Source organism: Citrobacter sp. Cpo069, from assembly GCF_030332785.1.
In the GTDB taxonomy this organism is placed as follows: Bacteria; Pseudomonadota; Gammaproteobacteria; order Enterobacterales; family Enterobacteriaceae; genus Citrobacter; species Citrobacter portucalensis.
In genome coordinates this window covers 102,722-126,836 of sequence record NZ_JAOWHD010000059.1, presented here as the reverse complement: position 1 = coordinate 126,836, position 24,115 = coordinate 102,722, and the positions used below count along the sequence as shown (strand labels likewise).

The 24,115-nt window shown below is 50.9% G+C and carries 25 protein-coding genes; 12 read left to right on the top strand and 13 right to left on the bottom strand.

Annotation, left to right across the window (positions count from 1 at the left end; genetic code table 11):
* Positions 1–75 precede the first annotated feature (75 nt).
* The gene (fumB, locus tag OGY08_RS16580) at positions 76–1,722 is read left to right on the top strand and encodes a class I fumarate hydratase (RefSeq protein ID WP_286566113.1); all 1,647 of its coding nucleotides are present in this window, start codon (positions 76–78) and stop codon (positions 1,720–1,722) included.
* A 141-nt stretch (positions 1,723–1,863) separates the two neighbouring features.
* Positions 1,864–3,267, top strand: a complete 1,404-nt coding sequence (fumC, locus tag OGY08_RS16575) for a class II fumarate hydratase (protein WP_003028966.1) — start codon at positions 1,864–1,866, stop codon at positions 3,265–3,267.
* Here fumC and tus read toward each other — a convergent pair.
* The 3 genes from tus to OGY08_RS25230 all read right to left on the bottom strand — a co-directional run bounded on the left by tus (position 3,264) and on the right by OGY08_RS25230 (position 6,317).
* A complete protein-coding gene (gene tus / locus OGY08_RS16570; protein WP_125363520.1) occupies positions 3,264–4,193 on the bottom strand; it encodes a DNA replication terminus site-binding protein in 930 nt (309 codons plus the stop codon). The two genes, fumC and tus, sit on opposite strands and share 4 nt — an antisense overlap.
* Before the next feature lie 73 nt (positions 4,194–4,266).
* The gene (gene rstB / locus OGY08_RS16565; RefSeq protein WP_008784698.1) at positions 4,267–5,568 is read right to left on the bottom strand and encodes a two-component system sensor histidine kinase RstB; all 1,302 of its coding nucleotides are present in this window, start codon (positions 5,566–5,568) and stop codon (positions 4,267–4,269) included.
* Between the two features lie 230 nt (positions 5,569–5,798).
* Positions 5,799–6,317, bottom strand: coding sequence for a hypothetical protein (locus tag OGY08_RS25230; protein ID WP_032943361.1), 519 nt, complete (start codon positions 6,315–6,317; stop codon positions 5,799–5,801).
* A gap of 234 nt (positions 6,318–6,551) precedes the next feature.
* Between OGY08_RS25230 and OGY08_RS16555 the strand changes: the two genes are divergently transcribed.
* On the top strand, positions 6,552–6,896 hold the full coding sequence (locus OGY08_RS16555) for a DUF1294 domain-containing protein (protein WP_032944411.1): 345 nt from the start codon (positions 6,552–6,554) through the stop codon (positions 6,894–6,896).
* A 26-nt stretch (positions 6,897–6,922) separates the two neighbouring features.
* Here the strand turns inward: OGY08_RS16555 and OGY08_RS16550 are convergent, their stop codons facing one another.
* Complete coding sequence (locus OGY08_RS16550) at positions 6,923–7,714, bottom strand: MBL fold metallo-hydrolase (protein WP_032943363.1); 792 nt, start codon at positions 7,712–7,714, stop codon at positions 6,923–6,925.
* A 189-nt stretch (positions 7,715–7,903) separates the two neighbouring features.
* Here OGY08_RS16550 and OGY08_RS16545 point away from each other — a divergent pair, with 189 nt between their 5' ends.
* Both OGY08_RS16545 and OGY08_RS16540 read left to right on the top strand, forming a co-directional pair.
* Positions 7,904–8,746 carry an aminoglycoside phosphotransferase family protein gene (locus tag OGY08_RS16545; RefSeq protein ID WP_125363470.1) on the top strand — a complete coding sequence of 281 codons (843 nt, stop codon included), beginning with the start codon at positions 7,904–7,906 and terminating at the stop codon, positions 8,744–8,746.
* 120 nt (positions 8,747–8,866) lie between these two features.
* Positions 8,867–9,895: a HoxN/HupN/NixA family nickel/cobalt transporter gene (locus OGY08_RS16540; RefSeq protein WP_125363469.1), complete on the top strand. Its 1,029-nt coding sequence runs from the start codon at positions 8,867–8,869 to the stop codon at positions 9,893–9,895.
* Positions 9,896–9,961: 66 nt separating this feature from the next.
* Here OGY08_RS16540 and rstA read toward each other — a convergent pair whose 3' ends face one another.
* A complete protein-coding gene (gene rstA, locus OGY08_RS16535; RefSeq protein ID WP_057095100.1) occupies positions 9,962–10,705 on the bottom strand; it encodes a two-component system response regulator RstA in 744 nt (247 codons plus the stop codon).
* Between the two features lie 117 nt (positions 10,706–10,822).
* Between rstA and OGY08_RS16530 the strand changes: the two genes are divergently transcribed.
* Complete coding sequence (locus OGY08_RS16530; protein ID WP_008784705.1) at positions 10,823–11,158, top strand: GlpM family protein; 336 nt, start codon at positions 10,823–10,825, stop codon at positions 11,156–11,158.
* Here the strand turns inward: OGY08_RS16530 and folM are convergent.
* The 3 genes from folM to ydgH all read right to left on the bottom strand — a co-directional run bounded on the left by folM (position 11,155) and on the right by ydgH (position 14,486).
* Positions 11,155–11,877 (bottom strand): dihydromonapterin reductase, encoded by a 723-nt coding sequence (folM, locus tag OGY08_RS16525; protein ID WP_020996413.1) that lies wholly within the window; start codon positions 11,875–11,877, stop codon positions 11,155–11,157. The genes OGY08_RS16530 and folM overlap by 4 nt on opposite strands.
* A 36-nt stretch (positions 11,878–11,913) precedes the next feature.
* A complete protein-coding gene (locus tag OGY08_RS16520; protein ID WP_008784707.1) occupies positions 11,914–13,296 on the bottom strand; it encodes an amino acid permease in 1,383 nt (460 codons plus the stop codon).
* Positions 13,297–13,541: 245 nt separating this feature from the next.
* On the bottom strand, positions 13,542–14,486 hold the full coding sequence (ydgH, locus tag OGY08_RS16515) for a DUF1471 family protein YdgH (RefSeq protein ID WP_003832856.1): 945 nt from the start codon (positions 14,484–14,486) through the stop codon (positions 13,542–13,544).
* A gap of 525 nt (positions 14,487–15,011) precedes the next feature.
* Here ydgH and pntA point away from each other — a divergent pair.
* Both pntA and pntB read left to right on the top strand, forming a co-directional pair.
* Positions 15,012–16,541: a Re/Si-specific NAD(P)(+) transhydrogenase subunit alpha gene (gene pntA, locus OGY08_RS16510; RefSeq protein ID WP_020996412.1), complete on the top strand. Its 1,530-nt coding sequence runs from the start codon at positions 15,012–15,014 to the stop codon at positions 16,539–16,541.
* Positions 16,542–16,551: 10 nt separating this feature from the next.
* Positions 16,552–17,940 (top strand): Re/Si-specific NAD(P)(+) transhydrogenase subunit beta, encoded by a 1,389-nt coding sequence (gene pntB / locus OGY08_RS16505; RefSeq protein ID WP_003832859.1) that lies wholly within the window; start codon positions 16,552–16,554, stop codon positions 17,938–17,940.
* A 41-nt stretch (positions 17,941–17,981) separates the two neighbouring features.
* Here pntB and OGY08_RS16500 read toward each other — a convergent pair whose 3' ends face one another.
* On the bottom strand, positions 17,982–18,833 hold the full coding sequence (locus OGY08_RS16500; protein WP_079934003.1) for an aldo/keto reductase: 852 nt from the start codon (positions 18,831–18,833) through the stop codon (positions 17,982–17,984).
* A 262-nt stretch (positions 18,834–19,095) separates the two neighbouring features.
* On the opposite strand from OGY08_RS16500, the gene OGY08_RS16495 reads away from it, so the two are divergent.
* Entirely contained in the window at positions 19,096–20,292 is a 1,197-nt protein-coding gene (locus tag OGY08_RS16495) for a multidrug effflux MFS transporter (RefSeq protein ID WP_048235417.1), read from the top strand.
* 31 nt (positions 20,293–20,323) lie between these two features.
* On the opposite strand, the gene OGY08_RS16490 is transcribed toward OGY08_RS16495, so the two are convergent.
* The gene (locus OGY08_RS16490; RefSeq protein WP_003832866.1) at positions 20,324–21,358 is read right to left on the bottom strand and encodes an AI-2E family transporter; all 1,035 of its coding nucleotides are present in this window, start codon (positions 21,356–21,358) and stop codon (positions 20,324–20,326) included.
* A gap of 138 nt (positions 21,359–21,496) precedes the next feature.
* Between OGY08_RS16490 and OGY08_RS25335 the strand changes: the two genes are divergently transcribed.
* The 3 genes from OGY08_RS25335 to mdtI all read left to right on the top strand — a co-directional run bounded on the left by OGY08_RS25335 (position 21,497) and on the right by mdtI (position 22,456).
* On the top strand, positions 21,497–21,667 hold the full coding sequence (locus OGY08_RS25335; protein WP_087050578.1) for a protein YdgV: 171 nt from the start codon (positions 21,497–21,499) through the stop codon (positions 21,665–21,667).
* A 107-nt stretch (positions 21,668–21,774) separates the two neighbouring features.
* Positions 21,775–22,140: a multidrug/spermidine efflux SMR transporter subunit MdtJ gene (gene mdtJ / locus OGY08_RS16485; RefSeq protein ID WP_162623449.1), complete on the top strand. Its 366-nt coding sequence runs from the start codon at positions 21,775–21,777 to the stop codon at positions 22,138–22,140.
* Complete coding sequence (gene mdtI, locus OGY08_RS16480; protein ID WP_008784713.1) at positions 22,127–22,456, top strand: multidrug/spermidine efflux SMR transporter subunit MdtI; 330 nt, start codon at positions 22,127–22,129, stop codon at positions 22,454–22,456. The genes mdtJ and mdtI overlap by 14 nt, the downstream gene beginning before the upstream one ends.
* Positions 22,457–22,490: 34 nt before the next feature.
* Here the strand turns inward: mdtI and OGY08_RS16475 are convergent, their stop codons facing one another.
* From OGY08_RS16475 to asr, 3 genes are all read right to left on the bottom strand, one after another.
* Positions 22,491–23,312 (bottom strand): trypsin-like serine peptidase, encoded by an 822-nt coding sequence (locus OGY08_RS16475; protein ID WP_008784714.1) that lies wholly within the window; start codon positions 23,310–23,312, stop codon positions 22,491–22,493.
* 100 nt (positions 23,313–23,412) lie between these two features.
* A complete protein-coding gene (ydgU, locus tag OGY08_RS25330; protein ID WP_049259791.1) occupies positions 23,413–23,496 on the bottom strand; it encodes a small membrane protein YdgU in 84 nt (27 codons plus the stop codon).
* An 86-nt stretch (positions 23,497–23,582) separates the two neighbouring features.
* The gene (gene asr, locus OGY08_RS16470) at positions 23,583–23,978 is read right to left on the bottom strand and encodes an acid resistance repetitive basic protein Asr (protein ID WP_048214236.1); all 396 of its coding nucleotides are present in this window, start codon (positions 23,976–23,978) and stop codon (positions 23,583–23,585) included.
* Positions 23,979–24,115: the final 137 nt, after the last annotated feature.

The following is a 24,115-nucleotide window of genomic DNA, read 5'->3' as shown; positions in this document are numbered from 1 at the left end:
GATCTGCGGCAGGGAAGCAGGGCAATGGAACATCTGCCCAGAGAATAACCAGACCGAGCAGTAAGTGAGAGCACAATGTCAAACAAACCCTTTCATTATCAGCATCCTTTCCCCCTCAAAAAGGATGATACCGAATACTATCTGCTGACCAACGACTATGTCTCTGTTGCCGAATTTGAAGGGCAGGAGATTGTTAAAGTTGCACCGCAAGCCTTAACCCTGCTGGCTCGTCAGGCCTTTCATGATGCGTCGTTTATGCTGCGTCCCGCACATCAACAGCAGGTAGCTGATATTCTGCGCGACCCGGAGGCCAGCGAAAACGACAAATATGTGGCCCTGCAATTCCTGCGTAACTCTGACATCGCGGCAAAAGGCATTTTGCCGACCTGTCAGGACACCGGAACTGCGATTATCGTGGGTAAAAAAGGTCAGCGTGTCTGGACCGGTGGGGGTGATGAGGAGGCGCTGGCGCGAGGCGTCTATAACACCTACATCGAAGACAACCTGCGCTATTCACAAAACGCAGCGCTGGATATGTATAAAGAGGTGAACACCGGTACCAACCTGCCAGCACAAATCGATTTGTATACCGTCGACGGAGATGAATACAAATTCCTGTGTATTGCCAAAGGTGGTGGTTCGGCGAACAAAACCTATCTGTACCAGGAAACCAAAGCGCTGTTAACGCCGGGCAAATTAAAAAATTACCTGGTTGAGAAAATGCGTACGTTGGGCACTGCGGCCTGTCCGCCGTATCACATCGCGTTCGTAATCGGTGGAACATCGGCAGAAGCCACGCTGAAAACGGTCAAACTGGCTTCTGCAAAATACTACGACGAATTGCCGACAGAAGGTAACGAACATGGTCAGGCATTCCGCGATGTAGAGCTGGAAAAAGAGCTGCTGATTGAGGCGCAGAATTTGGGGCTTGGCGCGCAGTTTGGCGGGAAGTACTTCGCGCATGATATCCGCGTGATCCGCCTGCCGCGTCACGGCGCGTCGTGTCCGGTTGGAATGGGCGTTTCTTGCTCAGCCGATCGAAATATCAAAGCCAAGATCAACCGTGAAGGTATCTGGATCGAAAAACTGGAACATAATCCTGGCAAATTTATACCGGAAGAGCTGCGCCAGGCGGGAGAGGGCGAAGCGGTGCGCGTTGACCTCAATCGTCCGATGAAAGAGATTCTGGCTCAGCTTTCCCAGTATCCGGTTTCCACGCGTCTGTCGCTCAACGGTACAATTATCGTTGGCCGTGATATTGCGCATGCGAAACTGAAAGAACGTCTGGATAACGGCGAAAGTTTGCCGCAGTATGTTAAAGATCACCCGATCTATTACGCAGGTCCGGCAAAAACGCCGGAAGGCTATGCCTCTGGTTCGCTGGGGCCAACCACTGCCGGACGTATGGACTCGTATGTTGACCAGCTTCAGGCCGCTGGTGGGAGCATGATTATGCTGGCGAAAGGCAATCGCAGCCAGCAGGTGACCGATGCTTGCCATAAACATGGCGGCTTCTATTTGGGCAGTATTGGCGGCCCCGCCGCGGTGCTGGCTCAGGGCAGTATCAAGAGCCTGGAGTGCGTGGAATACCCGGAACTCGGGATGGAAGCCATCTGGAAAATTGAAGTAGAAGATTTCCCGGCATTTATCCTGGTAGATGACAAAGGCAACGATTTCTTCAAGCAAATTCAGACGTCGCAGTGCGCACGCTGCGTTAAGTAACGTCAGCCGCCCTTCGGGGCGGTTTTTTTTACCGCACGAACCACCCAACGACAGCTTTATCCTCGTTAATACTCATAAGACCAATGCAAATGGGCAATGTCGAAACATAACCTAATCAACTGTTAATGTAAGGAGCAGGTAATGGTAACGGTACGCCGCGAGAATGATTCAATGGGGGCGATTGATGTTCCTGCCGATAAGCTTTGGGGCGCGCAAACCCAACGTTCGCTGGAGCATTTTCGTATCTCTACGGAGAAAATGCCGGTCTCGCTGATCCATGCGCTGGCGCTGACGAAACGCGCCGCGGCAAAGGTTAACCAGGATCTGGGGCTGCTGGCGGAGGATAAAGCCAGGGCTATTATGCAGGCTGCAGATGAGGTGTTGGCAGATAAACACCGCGATGAGTTTCCGCTGGCCATCTGGCAAACCGGCTCAGGCACGCAAAGCAATATGAACATGAACGAGGTGCTGGCAAACCGGGCCAGCGAATTGCTGGGCGGCGTGCGGGGGATGGAGCGAAAAGTACACCCCAACGATGATGTCAATAAAAGCCAAAGCTCGAACGATGTCTTCCCGACCGCAATGCACGTTGCCGCACTGCTGGCGCTGCGTAAATCTTTGATCCCACAATTAAATGTGTTGACCAAAACGCTCAGTGATAAGTCCCACGCTTTCGCCGATATCGTTAAAATTGGTCGTACACATCTGCAAGATGCAACTCCACTTACGCTTGGCCAGGAGATTTCCGGCTGGGTAGCAATGCTTGAACATAACCTCAGACACATTGAAAACAGTTTACCGCATGTGGCAGAACTGGCGTTGGGGGGAACCGCGGTAGGTACCGGACTGAACACTCATCCCGAATACGCCCGCCGGGTCGCGGACGAACTGCGGGTCATTACCTGCGCGCCGTTCGTTACCGCTCCGAATAAATTTGAAGCGCTGGCCACCTGCGATGCCCTGGTTCATGCCCACGGAGCGCTAAAAGGGCTGGCAGCGTCGCTGATGAAAATCGCCAACGATGTACGCTGGCTGGCATCTGGCCCGCGCTGTGGTATTGGCGAAATTTCAATTCCGGAAAACGAACCGGGCAGCTCGATCATGCCGGGTAAAGTCAATCCTACCCAGTGTGAAGCGCTGACCATGTTGTGCTGCCAGGTGATGGGTAACGATGTCGCCATCAATATGGGCGGGGCGTCAGGTAACTTTGAGCTCAACGTCTATCGACCGATGGTCATCCACAACTTCCTGCAGTCGGTACGCCTGCTGGCGGACGGTATGGAAAGCTTCAATGAACATTGCGCGACGGGAATCGAGCCCAACCGTGAACGAATAGATCAACTGCTCAATGAGTCGCTGATGCTGGTGACCGCGCTCAACACCCATATCGGTTACGATAAAGCGGCTGAAATTGCCAAAAAAGCGCATAAAGAAGGGCTGACGCTAAAAGCCTCCGCTCTGGCTCTGGGATATCTAACCGAAGCGGAGTTCGACAGCTGGGTACGTCCGGAGCTGATGGTTGGCAGCATGCGGCCAGGCAGTTAATCCGCAACGTACAGGTGCAGCCGGGGAATAATCAATCTCAACGGCTGCGCCTGAGGTTTAAAGCGATGCTGAACGTTATCGGCATCGTAATTCAGTAACTCGCCAATATCCGGTACGGTCATACCGTTGTCGTTATTAAGCAAAGCAATCAGTGGCGTCGGGCAGGCATATTGCACCTGTTTTTGCTCTCCTTTGTACCAGACGCGGGCAATAGGCTGCACTTTTACCGGCCTTTTAATTTTCAGGCGGGCCTGCTGCGGTAAGTCGGCGATATCCTGATATTCGCGTTCAAGCTTCGCCTGCCATTCTTCACGTGTCCAGGGATGTACGCTGCGCGGTGAGGTCAGGCTTTTTTCCAGTTGCTGCAGTACTTCATCGCGTTTCAGGTTTTTAATAATGTGCTTGTTAGCCCAGCCGAATCGCAGGGTGGCAGGATCTCTGACAACGGTGAGTGTGCGATAGGCATTCAGTGTAATCAGCCCCGGCAGGTGGCGATGCACCCATTCGAAACGTGCTGCCGGCGCCAGCCCTGACTCTACTGTAACAATGCGCTCGAAGGTGGTTTTCAGCTGGTTTATACGCTGGATTTGTTCTTCCAGAGCACATTGCCCCGCATTATCAACCTGGTAGCACAATACACCCGGTAGGCGGACGGCCGCTTTGCTGCTGCGTTTTTCGGACTGCTGCTGAATAAACAGGTGACGGTAATGGCGCAGTGCCAGAGCTTCAGCCTCTTTGCCTAAATGCTGCTTAACATCAATGCTCTGCAGAGGGGCATGCTCTGCCTCTTTGACCACTTCCGGTAACGAGAATACGCGGGCAATCAGCAGCGTCTGCTGCAACAGGTTTTCGTTCAGAAGCGCCAGTTCTTGTTCCATCTGGCGAAAGGTGCCGTTCAGGCGGTCAACGAGATCGTAACGGGCCATAGATTTACCGTTTTAGTTACAACATACTTTTTTATAGCACAACATTCACCGCCTGGCCACCGAGCAGAATAGGTCAGGCAGCCGAAATTTCAGGAATGTTATGCCAGACGTGCCAACGGAAAGTAAACCGGGCGCCGCCAAGTTCACTTTCATCACAGACGACCGTCCCTCCCATAGCCAACGCTATTGAGTGGACGATGGCTAACCCAAGCCCACAACCCCCGGTCGCCCGATCACGGCTGGGGTCAAGGCGTACAAACGGTTCAAAAACCTGTTCGCGAGCGTCTGGTGCAATACCGGGGCCGTCGTCTTCCACTACCAGCGTGGCTTGATTGCCGTTCAGCAGCAGACTGGCTTGCACCGTTGACTGGCAATAGCGCAGGGCATTATTCAGCAAATTATCCAGGACCCGCTCCATCAGGCGCATATCCAACGCGCCGTAGTCGCCAGTTTCGAGATGACGTAATTGCACCGCACGGTCAGGATTTACGCTTTGCACATCCTCCAGATGGGTTGTCAACCAAGCAGGCAGGTCCGGTACGCTGAGTTTCAGTTCATTTTGCGGGCGATCCAGGCGGGCGTAGGTCAGTAACTCTTCTATCAACGCTTCCAGTTGGCCGATATCACGATTCAGCGCCTGAGATTCCTGCTCGGTGAGGTTATCACTCATTTCCAGCCGGTAACGTAAACGTACCAACGGGGTACGAAGCTCATGGGCAATACCATCGATGAGCTGTTTTTTACTGGCGATCAGCGCATTGATATTGTCGGCCATTTGGTTAAACGCTACGCCCAGGCGCTCAAAGCTGGAACCGCTGTCAAAATGAAGGCGTTCACTCAGATGTCCTTCACCAAAACGTTGTGCGGCGGATTCGAGTCTGAGCATTTCCTGCCAGTGCGGGCGCATCCAGATCAGTACCGGGAAGGCCAGTGAGATAGCAATAAACGCCATCAGCGCGATGTCCAGCAAGCGCATTTGATGGAGAAAATAGAGGTAGGGAACCGGACCGACGGCCAGCACATAATGGCTGCGAGGAATGCGTTGAATGAAGGTGTATTGATCGTCAAGTGCCACAATATCGCCTTCGCGCAAACGCTGCATGGTTGGGGCATCCAGTGTGTACTTATTCAGCGGTTCAACGCGCAGGTCAAATGAGAGGTTTAAATCCATCTCCTTCAGCGTCTTACCCCAGTCGCGTGGCGGGATTTCGCGTAGTTCACTGCGCATCAGGTACAACGAGCTTTTCATCAAATCGTCGAGCGACTGTCTGCCTGCGCGTTCTGCGGTGAATTTGTATACCAGACCGACTAATAGGGTCATCACCAAAAAGCAGACAAACAGCAGGAGGTAAAACTGTACAAACAGTTTCTTCATAAAAAATCACCGAACGCTCAATAAGTTAGCGAGTGCACGTGTCCCTCAGGGGAAAAGTGGGCACAGCGGTATCCGCCGATGCGTGGGTTCAGAAAGGTTCTCCGATCACCATCCGGCGTGCTTGTCCACGCAGAGTACACTGTATATCTCTTTTCTGCATTCTTATGGCTCCTACGGGCGCGGAATGACCTTTCGCTGGATCACGCATTGCTTTCTACGCTGTAAGTTAATCAAAATCGGGGTGGGGTTGTTCTGGCGTATGTCACGACCGCACCTAAAAGGTTACTTCGTTTCTCAACGTAGATGGTGTTGTTATATTCGTAGTTACCTTCGGGATAGCAAATTCTGATGTTAGTCCCGAGATCCGGATCGTCAACATCAGCCCCCGAACAACTTTTAGAACTTCCTGTAGCATAGACGTATGTGGCGGTATAGGACGAGGGGACACCCGGAATGAACCAGGTTATCGCCATAACCATGATCACTGAAAACAGCACCATGGCAATGCTGATGCCACCAAATAATTTCAGATAGGTTTGGAAGGGACTTTTTTTCATTATCCCATTACCTACCAGAAATAAGGTAATTAACAATGACACTGCCAGAGAAATAAGCATGAGGTATTTGGATGTGAGCGGGTAGAGAAATGTCGCTCTGTATACCGTTACCTTCCACCAGTAAAAGAGAAAAATTGCGCCGAGAGATGAGACGGTAATAAAAAACAAATATGGATATGAGTATTTTCTCATCCTTGTGACTCCAGAACAATTTCTCCATTTGGGTTTAATAAATTATCATTTGTTTTGAATAATGAAAACGACTCTCTTGTTTGAATTGTTAGGTACCCCGCAGACCAGAGAATTTGCGCTATCTTTGGGCATATAGGCATAATAATAAAAGGGATATTCTCACCCGTGGCAGGGATGACTGACCTTGCGTATAATGCGTGCCGATACTTCCTGAAAAGTGCTGTGACTGAAAATATGAATCTCAATCGCTGTTGTTATTCGCTACTCATTTTCGCAGCGGTCGGCTGCATTTTCACCGCTTATCCTCTTGTTATATGGTTTCTACTCGCCAACGTTTTGACGCTGCTGTTATACGGCGTGGACAAAATGGCGGCACGCAAGGACTGGCGCAGAGTGCCGGAATCCACATTGCTGGTGTTTGGCGTTGTGGGCGGGTGGGGCGGCGCGATAGCGGGTCAACAAATCTTTCGCCATAAAACACAAAAGCAGCCTTTCAAAACCTACTTCATTATCAGTGTGATAGTGAGTGTTTCTGTGATGGGCGTGATTTATAAGTTCTATCCATTTTTACCTTCCTGAGCATGGTTGGTGAATAAACTGCCGGTTTATTTGAGGCAGGAAATATATTTTTCACCTGAACGGCGCACAATTTCATCGGCATTTTGCGTAATATCTTTACCTTCAAATGCGCCGTAAAGTTGCTTAAATTTCACTGTTCTCAGGCGTTGGATGATGTCGCTGACGGTGGCGGCTGGCAACGGTAGCATATTGGGGTAGCTCCACATAAATGAGACTGCATGGGCACCTGGTGTAACTTGAACGATGTCGCCAGAAAGCACCACGCCTTCGTCACGCGCCCAGTGCAGGACGCAGCCGCCAGCAAAGTGCCCGCCGAGACGTATCATCGTGACGTCACGGGTTAACTCAATGGTGTCGCCATCCCAGAATCTAATCCACGGGCTGTCACGCATTACCCACCTTCTGTCGCTGGCATGAAGGTAAATCGGCGCGTTAAATTCCGCAGCCCAGTCCTGCATGGTGGTGTAGTAATGAGGATGCGAAATCGCGATAGCCTTAAGGCCGCCAAGGGACGTTATTAGCGTTTTTGTGGCATCGTCGAGCGTGGCAATGCAGTCCCACAGAATATTTCCTTCTGGGGTACGCACAAGAAACGCGCGCTGATCAATTGCAAAATCAGGAACGGTGCGGATGCTGAGGAGGGTACTGTCGTGTTGCTTCCACTTATTTGTATGCGATGCACACAGGGTGTCAAAATCGATCCATTTCTGCCCGCTTGTGGGGACATATTGACGTTCATCCAGGCAGATATCGCAATGTTCCGGATGGGCGCCAGTTACCTCATAGGATGTTCCACAGGTTTTGCATAACGTGATCATCGTGTCCTCCTCATATACCGAACACAGTCAGCATGGCACACAGATACACAAGGATGTGCCTGTTAGTGCTCTACCCGATAAGTCAGTGATGATGGAAGTGGGGGTTGTGGCTCAACCAAAAGAAAACAGGAATAATGCCGACACGGATCCTTTTGATTACCATCTTCCAGAGAAAAATGAGGATATTGTTTGGAAAATCGTCTGTTCAACATCTGGCTCAACCGTTGGGGGCTCACTCCAGATGGTGAACCGTTTGAAACGCACACATCGCAGCTTTTGCCTGTGGTGGTGGTCAAGGACGGGCAGAAAGCCATACTAAAGATCACCGATGATGACAGTGAACGGATCGGCTGTGAACTCATGGTCTGGTGGAACGGAAATGGCGCAGCGAAAGTACTTGCTCATGCAGCAGGGGCGATTCTGCTGGAACGTGCGACAGAGACATGGTCTTTAGCGGACATGTCCTGGACTGGCAACGATGCGCAGGCCTGTCGCATTATTTGCCATGCTGCCAGTAGACTCCATCTCTCCCGAAATGCGTCTACGCCTGCGTTAACACCTCTGCACCATTGGTTTCGCGATCTGGCTCCTGCCGCGAAAAAGCATGGCGGTATCCTGACGCGTTGTGCTGCGGTGGCAAACTTACTGCTATCTTCACCCCATGATGCAGTCGTATTACATGGCGATCTACACCACGGCAATATTCTTGATTTCGGAACGAGAGGATGGCTGGCTATCGATCCCAAAGGGCTGGTGGGCGAGCGTGGCTTTGATTACGCCAATATCTTTACTAACCCCGATCTTGCCGAACCTACCAGACCTGTCGCCATTGAGCCTGAAAGATTCACGCAACGAGTCAACATTGTGTCTGAAATCGCCAGAATTGAACGGCAGCGTTTACTGATGTGGATTGTTGCCTGGTGTGGGTTGTCGTCCGTCTGGTTTCTGCAAGAGGGTGACAGCGCAACGGTACCTCTGCGTATTGCGGAGCTAGCGATGACAGAACTTGCTTCAGGTGGTAATCAATTTTGATCTACGACACTGGGTTAGTAATTCTTAAGAGTTATCATTAGCCTGGTAAACGTTGTATTAATCAATCAATGAACGGCGGTGTGGTGTGTTGTTGAGCGAAAATTTGACAGGCCGGAAACAATGAACGCATTGTTTTCATTATTAAAAAAACGCCCGAATATTCTTTTGTTGATGGTCTTACTCATCGGGGCAAACATCGTAGCGTGGCTGTGGGCTTTCACCGCGTTTAGCAACAATACTTCCTTATTGGCACTGAGTCTGATTGCGTGGTGCTATGGTTTGCGCCATGCCGTTGATGCCGATCATATCGCCGCGATAGACAGCGCGACGCGTAAACTCATGCAGCAGAAAAAACGTGCCCTGACAACGGGGGCCTGGTTTTCTCTGGGACACTCTACCATTGTGGTGCTGGCCAGCATTGGCATTGCGCTAACTACCAGCGTGTTTAAGCAACATATGGCATGGTTTCAGAATGTCGGTGGTCTGATAGGAACTACGGTCTCTGCCGTATTTTTGCTGATTCTGGCTACCATCAATCTCATTATTTTCTGCCAGGTCTGGAAGGCATTCCGCCATCTTAAACGCACCGGTACTTACGATGGCACCACGGAAGACATTACAGTTTCAGGCCCTCTGAACTGGCTTTTCCGCTCAGCGTTTCGGCTGGTAGGTAAAGACTGGCATATGTATTTTGTCGGCTTTCTGTTTGGTCTGGGTTTTGATACCGCCACTGAAATTTCTTTGCTGGGAATTTCTGCTTCAAGCGCGTCCAGCGGCATGTCAGTTTGGTCAATTCTCGTATTCCCGGCGCTGTTTACCTGCGGTATGGCGTTAATTGATTGTCTCGACAGTATTCTGATGGTTGAGGCCTACGGATGGGCGTTCAATAAGCCGCAACGTAAGCTCTATTACAATATGACCATTACCGGGACTTCCGTGATTGTTGCGCTATTTATTGGCGGGCTGGAGGCGCTGGGACTTCTCTCTGACGCGTTTTCGCTTCAGGGGGGGGTGTGGGATACCGTCAGCAATTTGAGTGACCATATGGGGAATGTCGGTTTTGCGATTATTGGCGTCTTTATCGGCTGCTGGATTATCTCCGCCGTAAACTATCGTTGGAAAAAATACGACGGACTGACGTTTAGTTAGCTATCAATGTGACAGTGTAACGCCAGATAATTATGAGAGCCGATCAAAGTGATCGGCCCGGTTGGATTACTTATGAGGCTCGTCGTCCCAGGCGTGCGGTGCGAACAGATAACCTTTGTTGCGTACCGTTTTGATTCGATAGGGTTCAGTCGCGTTATCGAGCAGTTTTTTGCGTAAGCGGGAAATCGCGACATCGACGCTGCGATCCATGCCGTCATAACTTACGCCACGCAGGTTTTTTAGCAACGCATCACGGTCCATAATCTGCCCGGCATGGGTTGCCAACTCCCACAGTAATTCAAAATCAGCGGTGGAAAGAGAGATTTGCTCGCCGCCGAGCAGCACGGAGCGGTTGGTGGGATCGATAGTGAGTGTGCCAAAGCGCAGCGTTGTGTGCGGTGTGATGGTTGCCGCTTGAATGCCTTTAGACTGTGCTGAGTGTTCATTCTGGCGCAGGTGCAGGCGCAGGCGAGCCAGCAGCACAGCTGGCGGCGTTGTCTTCAGGATGTAGTCACAGGCGCCCATTTCCAGCGCCAGGATATGGTTCATGTCGCTGTCCAGCGAGGTGAGCAGAACAATCGGGCCTTGCCAGCGTCCGCGTAGATCGCGGCAGATAGTCATCCCGTCTTTGCCCGGCAGCATGATATCTAATAACACCAGATCGGGTTGAACGTGCAGGATTTTCTCCTCGGCCAAATCACCACGAGGTTCAAGGATAACCTCAATATCATGCCGGGCCAGATAGGCTGCAATCAGTGAGCCAACTTCGGGATCATCTTCAACAAATACGATGGTGTTCATATCATTCATTTTGAATATAAAACGCCAACATACACCGCCCCGGTTTTTCCTTCCATTAATCTTTTCTAAACAAGAACGCTTCCGTTATGCTAGAGGCTGATGTTATTGATGTGTTAAGGCAGAGTGATGGGACTCGTTATAAAAGCGGCGCTCGGTGCGCTGGTGGTGGTGTTGATAGGTTTGCTGGCGAAAACAAAGAATTACTATATTGCTGGATTAATTCCACTGTTCCCGACGTTTGCGTTGATTGCCCACTACATCGTGGCCAGTGAGCGTGGGATCGAGGCGTTACGTACAACCATTGTATTCAGTATGTGGTCGATTATTCCCTATTTTGTCTACCTTGTTTCACTGTGGTATTTCACTGGGTTTATGCGCTTACCCATCGCGCTCGGCGGTGCAGTAGTGTGCTGGAGCCTGAGCGCGTGGTTGCTGATCTTTTGTTGGATCAAACTGCACTAACGCAGATGACGCCCGCCATCAAGGGCAAAACTACGCCCGGTGACAAAACAACTAGTTAGTAGGTAGTCAATTAAATCAATGACCTCTTTTTCACCAGGCGCGGTTTTCATCAGTGATTTGTTTAGTGCCTGCTGGCGATACTCTGCATCGTCGCCCTCGTTAAACAGGATAAGTGAGGGGGCAATCGCGTTCACTTTCACTTCCGGTGCCAGTTTGCGCGCGAACGAGCGGGTCATATTATCCAGCGCCGCTTTGCTGGCAGCATAAGCAATGTGCTTGTCGCTGCCACGCTCCACAACATAATCCGTGAAATGGATGATGTCGCTGGCTGCGTGCCCATGACCGCGTAGCAATCCTTCCAGCGCGTGGTTGAGCAGATATGGCGTATTGACGTGGATCTGCATCATACGTGACAGTACTTCGCTAAGCGGTGTGCCGGGTTTTTCGGCGACCCAGGCGCTGGCATTGTGCACAATGGCGCGCAAGCCATCCGTCTGCGCTTTGACCTCATCAGCAAAGGCCAGTACGCCTTCATCCGTGGAAAAGTCAGCCGGGATACAAATCGCGCCCGCTTCTCGCAGGCCGTCAATGGCAGGATAGTGAGTTCGGTAGCTGACGATAACTGGCTGTTTTTGGTTCAGAAAGTGCCATGCGACGGCGAGGCCGATACGACGACCACCTCCGGTGATAAGAATTGGCAAAGGGTTTTTTTTACCCATCGTAATCTCCATATGTCGCGAACGATGGGTATAACGTTATCCCATCAGCATCCAGGTAGCCGGCACAGCAGCAACAAGCAACAGGCCGATCAGCGCCATCTCCTGGCGTTTTAATACGTTTTCATGCGTGTGCGTTTTACGGGCATAAAGGAAAACCAACAGCCCTGGCGCATACAACACTACAGACAGCAGTAGGTGCATCGGACCTGACGCATACAATAACCATATGCCATAAATACTCGCGCCGATACCGACAGCCTTATGAATCGGACGGGTGGCAATTTTTAACAGAAATGCGCCGACCAGCAAATAGGGCACCAGAATCATCTCTGAGGCGATTGTCAGTAACGTATTGTAGTCGGAGCCTGTGAGCCAGATTAGCACAAGGCAGATTTGTACGCAGATGTTGGTTAGCCACAGCGATGCCGATGGCGCACCCTGTGCATTCTGTCGCGCAAAAATACGCGGAAACGCTTTGTGCGTGGAGGCGAGGAACGGCACTTCAGCCGCCATAATCGTCCAGCTTAAATAGGCACCACACACGGAAACAATCAGACCCGCGGCAATAATAATTTCGCCCCATGGCCCCATCATTTTAACCATCAGACCGGCCATTGATGGATTGCGGATCTCTGCCAGTTCTGGCCGCGCGACAACGCCTAGAGATAGCAGGGTGACTAGCAGGTAAACGCCCAGTGCGGCGAGTACAGCTAACAGCGTGGCGCGACCAACATCGCGTTTATTTCTGGCGCGGGCAGATACCACCACCGCGCCTTCCACACCAATGAAAACCCACAGGGTGATGAGCATGGTGTTTTTGACCTGCTCCCAGACAGGCACGCCCAACGCGACGCCGGTAAAATCGAGAGTAAAGGTGTCGAGCTTAAACAGCATGAATGCCAGCACGATAAAGAGGCCTAGCGGCAATAGTTTTGCCAGAGTAGCGGCCAGGTTAATGCTGGCCGCGGTTTGTACTCCCCGCAACACCAGAAAATGGACTATCCATAACAGTACCGATGCGCCGACAATCGACTGCCAGGTATTACCGTCGCCGAACAGACGTAATTCCGGTGTGTCGGTAAAGAAACTGAGCGCAGAGAAGACGATGACCAGATACGAAACGTTAGCGATAACAGCGCACAGCCAGTATCCCCACGCAGAGCAGAAGCCAATCAACTCGCCGAAACCTTCACGTGCATAGGTGAAGATACCGCCGTCCAGTTCAGGACGGATACGCGTCAGGATCAGCATGGCAAAGGCGAGCAAAAGAATACCCGCACCGGTAATCGCCCAACCAATCAATAATGCGGCCGGGCTGGCTACTGCTGCCATATTTTGTGGCAGGCTGAAAACGCCAGCGCCGAGCATTGAGCTTAAAACCAGCGCGGTCAGTGCGCTCAGACCCAATTTCTTTTCCATTTGTATCCAGTTACAAAAACGAGAGTGAGAGAATAATTATTTTGGCAAACCGCATAAAAATGGTGAAAGCCACTAAGGCGCGGGATTTTACGGAGAGAAGAGAACGCATGCAATGGGGATAGAGAGATTTGTGACTAATAGTGTGAAAAGTTGTCTTAATACTGCTGTTTTTGTTTTGTCTGGAAACAGAACTGCGCGAAATTATCAGGTCTACAAGGACTGTAGACCTGATAAGGCATCGGGTATTACTTATACAGATCGGCGCTGATCGTCACGTTGTTACCACGTTCTGACCACTGGCGGGTAATGTGATAGTACTTCGCGCCTTTCTTCGCTGCGCGTTTTGCTACCTGATAAGAGACTTCCGTCATGTTGCCGTAGTTACCGGTGAACTTGATGCTGTCGAACGGTACCATCATGGCGGCTGTCGCTTTGTTCAGTTCTTCAACTTTGGTTCCATCCGGTAGCGTGACAGTGTAACGTCCGCCTTTGGTCGATTGCGTTTCGAAGAAGCGGCCGACTTCAGCACTCGGAGAAGCGGTAGTTGCTACGCCCGGGATCTCAACTTTCTTCGCGGCTTCGCCACCTGCTGCTAATGCGGCACGACCAGCATCTGAATCTGCTGGGATCGCATCAGGGCTTTGTACAATGCGTTTTTTCGCATCAGCTTTATAGATGAATGCAGTAATACGCTGGTTGCCGCCCTGGTTAGCATCGACCTGACGCACGATATAGAAGGAGTAAGCACCTTTCTCTTTCGCTGCTTTGGTGATGGCATCGTTTACTTCAGGCTGGCTACGGTAGAAACCTTGCACTGTAACGGTGTCGTAAGGTTCTATCAGAACGGCCTGATCTTTTGGCAATTCCATAACGCCGTTAATGACACGGTTTTTTGACGCTTCCGCTTTTTCAGCGTCGGCTTTATAGACGTCGGCAACAACGCGCCAGTTACCGCCGCTGCCAAAATCTGAGGTATCAACAACATAAAAGGAGGCTGCACCGTCTTTATCTGCACGGCGTGAAACGGCAGCAACCGCATCACCGATAGCATTAAAACGACCGGTGACCACAATGCGGTCATAGGGTTTCAGGGCAGCCGCTTGCTCCGGCGTCAATTCTGTCGCTGCATTTACAGAAAAAGCAGTCGCAGAAATTAGTGCGGACGCCAGGAGAGTGTTCTTAAGCTTCATAAAAATAATCCTTCGCCTTGCGCAAACCAGGTACTGGTATTGTTATTGACTAGAAACGTCGCTGATTATTGCATTTAAATTGTGTCAGTGTCTGCGTCATTTTTCACTCATCGTGTCACGTTAGGTAACAACAGCGATAACATTTTGTGATATGCCGAAAATTTCGGCGTTTGGTGACCAAAACTGATAAAGCAGTTGAATTTCATAAGTTAATTTAATGTTAATTAATTGTTTTTGGCAGGTAGGTAATCATGTTTTGCCGCTTCGCTTGAGCGAATTATCAGCTTTTGTGGGCTATTTTTAGGGCATTTTATCTGTCTGAGGTTCGATTCATCTCTATTTCGCGAATTTCATAATAAATACTGTTTTTTGGCGCTAGATCACAGGCGTCATTTTCAGTAGGTTATACAGAGTTTGTTACTGTTTTATTTTATTGAGGTAACACTGACCTCTCTCGAGAGTGCGCGCATGCCTTGTGCGAACATTGATAAACCATCATCATAATTACAGATGGAAGGGAACATTATGCGAATTGGCATACCAAGAGAACGGTTAACCAATGAAACCCGCGTTGCAGCCACGCCGAAGACGGTTGAGCAGCTGCTTAAACTGGGTTTCAGCGTCGCGGTTGAAAGCGGTGCAGGTCAACTGGCGAGTTTTGACGATAAGGCGTTTGTACAAGCAGGCGCAGAAATTGTTGATGGAAATGCAGTCTGGCAGTCAGAGATCATCCTGAAGGTCAATGCGCCGGAGGAGGCGGAAATTCCGTTACTCAATCCGGGCACGACGCTGGTGAGTTTTCTTTGGCCCGCGCAAAACCCTGAGCTGCTGCAAAAACTTGCAGAGCGCAACGTGACGGTCATGGCGATGGACTCCGTGCCGCGTATTTCGCGCGCGCAGTCGCTGGATGCCTTAAGCTCGATGGCGAACATCGCCGGGTATCGCGCTATTGTTGAAGCTGCACATGAATTCGGTCGCTTCTTCACCGGCCAGATCACCGCCGCAGGTAAGGTTCCACCTGCCAAGGTCATGGTGATTGGTGCGGGTGTGGCAGGTCTTGCGGCGATCGGTGCGGCAAACAGCCTGGGCGCTATCGTGCGCGCTTTTGATACCCGTCCGGAAGTGAAGGAACAAGTGCAGAGTATGGGCGCAGAGTTCCTTGAACTGGACTTTAAAGAAGAAGCGGGCAGCGGCGATGGCTATGCCAAAGTGATGTCCGAAGCGTTCATCAAAGCTGAAATGGAACTCTTCGCTGCGCAGGCGAAAGACGTCGACATTATCGTTACCACAGCGCTGATTCCGGGCAAACCGGCCCCGAAACTGATCACCCGTGAAATGGTCGATTCGATGAAAGCGGGCAGCGTAATTGTCGATCTTGCCGCGCAAAACGGCGGTAACTGCGAATATACCGTGCCTAATCAGGTGACCACCACCGAGAACGGGGTGAAGGTTATCGGCTATACCGATCTGCCTGGCCGTTTGCCAACGCAATCTTCCCAGCTGTACGGCACGAACCTCGTCAACCTGCTCAAACTGTTGTGCAAAGAGAAAGACGGCAATATCACTGTCGATTTTGACGATGTGGTTGTGCGTGGTGTCACGGTGGTTCGTGATGGTGAAATCACCTGGCCTGCGCCGCCGATCCAGGTTTCTGCTCAGCCGCAGGCAGCGCCAAAAGCCGCACCTGCGCCGAAAGAAGAGAAAAAACCTGTCTCTCCGTGGCGCAAATATGCGCTGATGGCGCTGGTAGTGATTTTGTTTGGCTGGCTCGCCGACGTCGCGCCGAAAGAGTTCCTTGGTCACTTTACGGTGTTCGCGCTTTCCTGCGTGGTGGGTTACTACGTGGTCTGGAATGTGTCACATGCGTTGCATACTCCGCTGATGTCTGTGACTAACGCCATCTCGGGGATTATCGTGGTTGGGGCGTTATTGCAAATTGGCCAGGGTGGCTGGGTGAGTTTCCTGAGCTTTATCGCGGTGCTTATTGCCAGCATTAATATTTTCGGTGGCTTCACCGTGACTCAGCGCATGCTGAAAATGTTCCGGAAAAACTAAGGGGTAACATATGTCTGGAGGATTAGTTACAGCTGCATACATTGTTGCCGCGATCCTGTTTATTTTTAGTCTGGCGGGGCTTTCGAAACACGAAACCTCTCAGCAGGGTAACAACTACGGCATCGCCGGGATGGCGATTGCGCTGATTGCCACGATTTTTGGTCCGGATACCGGCAACGTTGCGTGGATCCTGGTAGCGATGATCATCGGCGGCGCGATTGGTATTCGTCTGGCGAAGAAAGTCGAAATGACCGAGATGCCGGAGCTGGTGGCAATTCTGCACAGCTTCGTCGGTCTGGCTGCGGTACTGGTGGGTTTCAACAGCTACCTGTATCACGATACGGGCCTGGAGCCGATTCTGGTGAACATTCACCTGACGGAAGTGTTCCTGGGTATCTTCATCGGTGCGGTGACCTTTACCGGTTCTGTGGTGGCCTTTGGCAAACTGCGCGGCAAGATCTCCTCTAAACCGCTGATGCTGCCGAATCGTCACAAAATGAACCTGGCGGCGCTGGTTGTTTCTTTCCTGCTGCTGGTGGTGTTTGTTCGTACCGAAAGCGTGGGCCTGCAGGTTCTGGCACTGCTGGTGATGACCATTATTGCACTGGCCTTTGGCTGGCATCTGGTGGCCTCCATCGGCGGTGCGGATATGCCGGTTGTCGTGTCAATGCTTAACTCCTATTCAGGATGGGCGGCGGCGGCAGCGGGCTTCATGCTGAGCAACGATCTGCTGATCGTTACCGGTGCGCTGGTCGGTTCTTCTGGTGCGATCCTGTCTTACATTATGTGTAAGGCGATGAACCGTTCATTTTTCAGCGTTATTGCGGGCGGCTTTGGTTCTGACGGTTCTTCTACCGGATCTGATGAAGAAGTGGGTGAACATCGTGAGATTACTGCGGAAGACACAGCAGAAATGCTGAAGAACTCGCACTCCGTGATCATCACCCCGGGCTACGGCATGGCAGTGGCTCAGGCACAGTATCCGGTCGCGGAAATTACTGAGAAACTGCGCGCGCGCGGCATCAAAGTGCGTTTTGGTATTCACCCGGTAGCAGGGCGCTTGCCAGGTCATATGAACGTGCTGCTGGCGGAAGCCAAAGTCCCTTATGACATCGTGCTGGAAATGGATGAGATCAACGATGATTTCGCCGATACCGATACCGTGCTGGTCATTGGTGCCAACGACACGGTAAACCCGGCGGCGCAGGATGACCCGCGCAGCCCGATCGCCGGCATGCCGGTGCTGGAAGTGTGGAAAGCGCAGAACGTAATTGTGTTCAAACGTTCAATGAACACCGGCTATGCAGGTGTGCAGAACCCGCTGTTCTTTAAAGATAACACCCATATGCTGTTTGGCGATGCCAAAGCCAGCGTGGATGCGATCCTGAAAGCGCTGTAATTGCCAGTAAAAGTTAGACGGCCTCTGCGGAGGCCGTTTTTTTATACATCCAGTTTACGCTGGGTGATCCATTCCACACGAGCCGGATCGCGATGCGAGAAGAACGCGCTGGTTCCGCTGTCCATCGCGGCAATTTGCGTCATCTCTTCCGCCGTTAGGGCAAAGTCCAGCACCTGAATATTCTCGGCCATCCGCGTTTTACGCACGGTTTTCGCCAGCGAAATAATCCCACGTTGATAAATCCAACGCAGCACGACTTGACCAACGCTTTTGCCATATTTTTCACCAATAGCCGATAAGACCGGGTTCTGAAACAGGTCATTGCGTCCTTCAGCGAACGGCGCCCAGGCTTGCGGTTGAATATTCCGGCTCTGCATCCAGGCCACGGCATGCGGCTGCTGATGAAAAGGATTCACCTCAATCTGGTTAACGGCTGGAATAATGCGATTGAAAGCGATTAAATCCGCCAGACGATCCGGATGAAAGTTACTCACGCCAATCGCGCGGATTTTCCCTTCTTCATATAATTCTTCCATCGCGCGCCAGGCACCGTGCACATCGCCATAGGGCTGATGAATCAAATAAAGGTCAATATAATCCAGTTGAAGCCGTTGCAGAGAACGTGCGAATTGCGCCTTTGCGCCTGCATAGTTGGTATCCTGTAACCACAGTTTGGTAGTCACAAAAAGCGCCTCGCGGGGGACTCCGCTTTGCTTAAGTGCATTGCCGACCTGAGTTTCATTCTGGTAGGAGGCTGCGGTATCAATCAGGCGATATCCTGTATCGATGGCATCCCGTACGGCTTGCTCACATTCGCTGGCATCAGTCATTTGATAAACGCCAAATCCGAGCAGGGGCATCTCAACTCCGTTATTTAGAACTGTTGTATTCATTGGGTTCTCCTGAGCATCATCGTTGCATTGGCTGCAGATTAGCAAATCTGTGTTGATACGATTAGCCTGTGAAATTCGCATGGACCTATGAGTAGAATTCATTTCTGAAAGGTAATTGTTGGAAGTCAGTCACAAAATATGACGCATATGATTTCACCATTCATGATTTCATTTCATAAACTCATGCGGTTTTAACCGTCTAATCACGGTAATACGTTGTCTATATACTGCGACCTGACTTTTTAGAACATGACAGGGCACTATGCGTACACGTGAACATGCCTCACCGGTAACTACCGCAAGCCAGACCGGTCTTACTTTTATTCTGATCCTCAGTGGCCTGATGGCCTTTACATCGCTTTCTACCGATATTTATCTTCCAGCAATGCCGACGATGGCCGAGGATTTACATGGCAATGTTGAGCTGACGATTACTGGTTTCTTAATTGGTTTTACTATCGCACAGTTGATTTGGGGGCCGATTAGCGATCATATGGGACGGCGCAAGCCGCTGTTTATCGGCATGGTGCTATTTATCATTGGTTCCGCAGGGTGTGCGCTGTCTACAAGTATCACGCAAATTGTTTTCTGGCGGGTATTTCAGGCGCTTGGAGCCTGTACCGGGCCTATGCTGGCGCGAGCGATGATCCGCGATCTCTTTGCACGTACTCGTGCGGCGCAAATGCTCTCGACCCTGGTGTTGGTTATGGCGATTGCGCCAATCGCCGGACCGTTGATTGGCGGGCAAATTATTCGCCTGAGCACCTGGCACTCTATTTTTTGGCTACTGGTAGTGATTGGTGCGCTGATGTTTATCTCCCTAAACTGGCTGCCCGAAACATTGCCGGAAGATAAACGGGTGAAAGCCTCTTTGGCTGGCGCATTTCGTAATTACCGCTCGTTGTTAACGAATGGGCGTTTTATGCGCTATACCCTGAGCCTGACGTTTTATTACGTCGGTGCGTACGCGTTTATTACCGGGTCACCGTTTGTTTATATTAGCTATTACCATGTTGATCCACAGCATTACGGCTGGTTGTTTGCGCTAAACATTATCGGTGTTATGGCGATGAGCGTGGTTAACCGTCGTCTGGTTCAACGACATGCTCTGGAACAACTGCTGAAATATGCGACGATGCTGGCGGCGCTGGCCGCAGTGGCGCTTGCACTGCTGGTTAAACTGGAGTCAGGCGGAATTGTTGCCATTATCGTTTCCATTTTTCTGCTGTTCTCGATGAATGGCATTATTGCCGCGACATCGACTGCTGCGGCGTTGGACGCGGTACCGAACATTGCGGGTTCAGCTTCGGCGCTGATTGGCGCGTTGCAATATGGCAGCGGTATTATCTCATCGTTGCTGCTGGCCGCCTTCAGTGATGGCACGCCCTGGACCATGGCGTGGATAATAGCGCTATTTACGCTGTTAAGTGCCGTTTTGGCTTTCCGCGTGAAACGATAAAGGAAATGCCCCGTAATGGCGGGGCGAAAACTCATTCTTTGTTCAGATCGCTAAGCAGCACGGCAATGCTTTGACCGCCGTTGGTTTGCTCAAGCGCGATTTTCACGATGATGGTCAGCGGCACAGAAAGCAGCATCCCCACGGGACCGAGCAACCAGCCCCAGAAGATTAACGACAGAAATACCACCAGCGTAGACAGCCCCAGCCCGCGGCCCATGATCCGCGGCTCGAGGATATTCCCGAATACCAGGTTGATGACCAGATAGCCTGCCAGAACCACCAGCGCATCATAAAGACCGCTGAATGCCAGCACCTGAGCGATAGGGGGAATGGCCGCCAATACAGAACCGATATTAGGGATGTAGTTCAGGGCGAAGGCCAGTAATCCCCAGACAAAGGCAAAGCGCACATCCAATGCAGCAAGCATGCCCCAGGCGACCAACCCGGTCACAATGCTGATTGCCGTTTTAAGCACCAGATAGTGGGAGACGCTGTCGATGGCGCGTTGAATCGCCGCCATACCTTCAATGGGGCGACTCATCATTTGTTTGAGTTTGTTGGGCAGTTGCGGTACTTCCAGCAGCATAAAAACTACCGTCAGTAGCAGTAAAAATATCGATGACATAGCATTTGAAAGCTGCGCCAGTAAATTGGTCACCAGCGTCATTGCCGCGTTCGGATCGATATATTTGACGAGCTCGTCCACGGAAACGCCGATCCCTGCGCGTTGTAACCATGGTTCAAGATTTTTCAGTGGGATAACCAGTGAAGAGCGATATTGCGGTAGCGTTCGCGCAAGTTCATTTAAGGATGTACCTAAATACGCCAACAGCAGCACCATTAACATTACAATAATAACGATAAGCAATGACACCGCAATTACGCGCGGTATGCGAAGCTTGACCATCCGCTGCACCACGGGATTGAGCACAACGGCTATAAATAACGCTAGAATAAAGGGGACGATGATATCTGCGGCAAAGCGAATACCGCTCAGGATGATAACCAGCATGCCCAGCATAATGACTATTTTTAGACCGTTAAGCGTGATGATCGGTTTCGCCATGTGTATTCCCGCATTTTTCATTTTTGAATCTGCATAATAATGTGATTTGCGTCGAGCCGTTATAACAAAAATCAAACGGGGCAGGTAAAGAAGTGAAAAGACTTTGAGTTCGTCTTGAAGCTATGATACAAATCATCTGTGTTTAACTACCGAGGACAATTATCATCCGCGATGATGAGAAGCAACACTGCGGATAATTGTAATATTATGGACAATATGTTCAGGATGTTTTTGCGTTTACCTACACTTCTTCGTACCTCCTCCACTTTCTTGCTTGCGGGTGAGCAACACTGGCGCAACGCGCTTTAGTCTCTTCTTCTGCCTGAGCTGGCGCTGTGCGCTGAGCTAACTAATTTTATTTTTTGGTTTACTGCATGCAGTAGGCCTAAAGGACTATATTCTCAAGCAGGAGAAGCATCATGTTTTACTGGATATTATTAGGTCTGGCCATCGCGGCTGAAATTACTGGTACGCTGTCAATGAAATGGGCAAGCGTTGGCCATGGTAATTCAGGCTTTATTTTAATGCTGGTAATGATCGCCTTATCATATATTTTTCTTAGTTTCGCTGTTAAAAAAATTGCCCTTGGTGTGGCCTATGCCTTGTGGGAAGGTATCGGTATTTTATTTATTACGCTGTTTAGTGTGTTGTTATTTGACGAAACCTTGTCCACGATGAAAGTGGCTGGACTGGTCTCGCTGGTATTAGGCATTGTGCTGATCAAGTCTGGTACTCGAAAACCTGCCAAAACGAGCAAAGAGGTGACCCATGCAGCAGTTTGAGTGGGTTCATGGTGCCTGGCTTGGCATGGCCATCGTGCTGGAAATAGTCGCTAACGTCTTTTTGAAATTTTCTGATGGATTTCGCCGCAAGGTTTATGGCGTGCTGTCGCTGGCTGCCGTGTTAGCGGCCTTTAGCGCGCTGTCGCAGGCGGTAAAAGGTATTGACCTTTCTGTTGCCTACGCTTTGTGGGGCGGGTTTGGGATTGCCGCGACGTTAGCGGCTGGTTGGGTGTTGTTTGGTCAGCGCCTGAATAATAAAGGCTGGATCGGCGTGGCGCTGCTGCTGGCCGGAATGGTGATGATTAAACTTGCCTGATATCCGTGCTGCCCGTTAATGCGGGCAGCATATGTTACTCCTGCGCCAACTCTTCCAGCTTATCGCGAAAACCGGTCACGGATATGGCGCGATTATCGGCTCGCCAGCGATCTTTCGCCGCCGGAGCGGAGCTTTGTACGCCAATCAACTGCCAGCCTGAATCTGTCTTCAGCATCAACGGTGAACCGCTGTCGCCCGGGAGCGTGTCGCACTGGTGCGACAAGACGGTATTCTGCGCCCAGCCGGTCACCACGCAATCCTGATGGGTGTACAAATCGTCCAGATGATCTTCCGGATAGCCCGACTGTGTGACTTTGCGATCGGCGGTTTTCAACGCCGCGGTTAACGCCGCTTTATCACCTTCAAATAATGGTAGGGGCGTGATTCCGGAAGGCGGGTAACGCAGCACCACCAGACCAAAATCCCACGGGGCTGCGGATGGCGGCACAATCCAGCCATCGCCATCTGCTTTCAAACGCTTACCGAGTGAGGGATCAACCCGTCCTTCGATTCCATGGATTTCATAGCGCCAGACACCCTTTTTCGACACAAAGCGTAACGCGACGGCTTTATCCGGTTTGCCTTTCGGTGGAGCGAGCAAGCAGTGTCCGGCAGTCAGGGCCAGATGCGGTGAAATGAGCGTGGCGGTACACAGATTACCACTGGCGGTTTCCAGTTGTCCGATAGCGTCCCACGGTGATTGCGTTGGGTCCGTTACTTTCGTGCGATCGTCATGACCAAAAAACAGCGTTTTTATGCTTTCTGCTTCAGCGGTGGTCGTTGCTGGCTGATCCGCATGCGCAACAACAGGAAAAAAACAAATTGAGCCCAGTAATACAGCAATGGTTTTATGCATATCACACTCTGGTGGGGAATTATGATTATAAACAGCAAACCCTCAGTTAATACTATAGACGGGACGGCGAGAAAGTGGGAGTAAAATCAGATAACTACACTCAGGAAAGATAAAAATGCATGGCAATGAGGGCGCAAATTATCAGAGTAATAAGAATGAACTCAAAGCGGTAATGTGACACCATTTTACCCTCCGAAAGGCGGCGCTACATCAGGTTGATCTAGCGCCGTATGCTATGGCGTGGGGGACGCCATAGTGACTACAAATGCGTTATGCTGCAGGTTGAGCTGCTGGTTTAGCGGTGTCGTGTTTTACGGCTTTTTTGGTGTGTTTTTTAGCGGCCTGAGCTTTCTGCTCTGGTGCTTTTTGTTCTGCTGCTGGCTTGGTTGCTGCTTTTTTGGTGTGTTTTTTAGCAGCCTGAGCTTTCTGCTCTGGCGCTTTTTGTTCTACAGCCGGTTTAGTGGTGGATTTTTTAGCGTGTTTCTTGGCAGCCTGCGCTTTCTGCGGCGCTGCTTTGTGCTGTTTTTTATGATGCGTGGTTTTTGCCGGCGCTGCTTTGGTGGTTGCAGCAGCAGTCGGAGCGGTAGTAGCAGTTGTTTCAGCGGCAAAAGCAGCAGAAGACAGACCCATAGCAGCGGCAACAACCAGAGCTAATACTTTTTTCATTCTCATACCCTCGATTTGGTTTTTCATTCAACCCCACTGCGGGGCCGTTGAAATAACTATATCGCTGTAAACACAGGGCTTCCGTGAGTCATTGGTTTCGGCGTGTAACGATATGTACAATGACTCACGGTATGAGA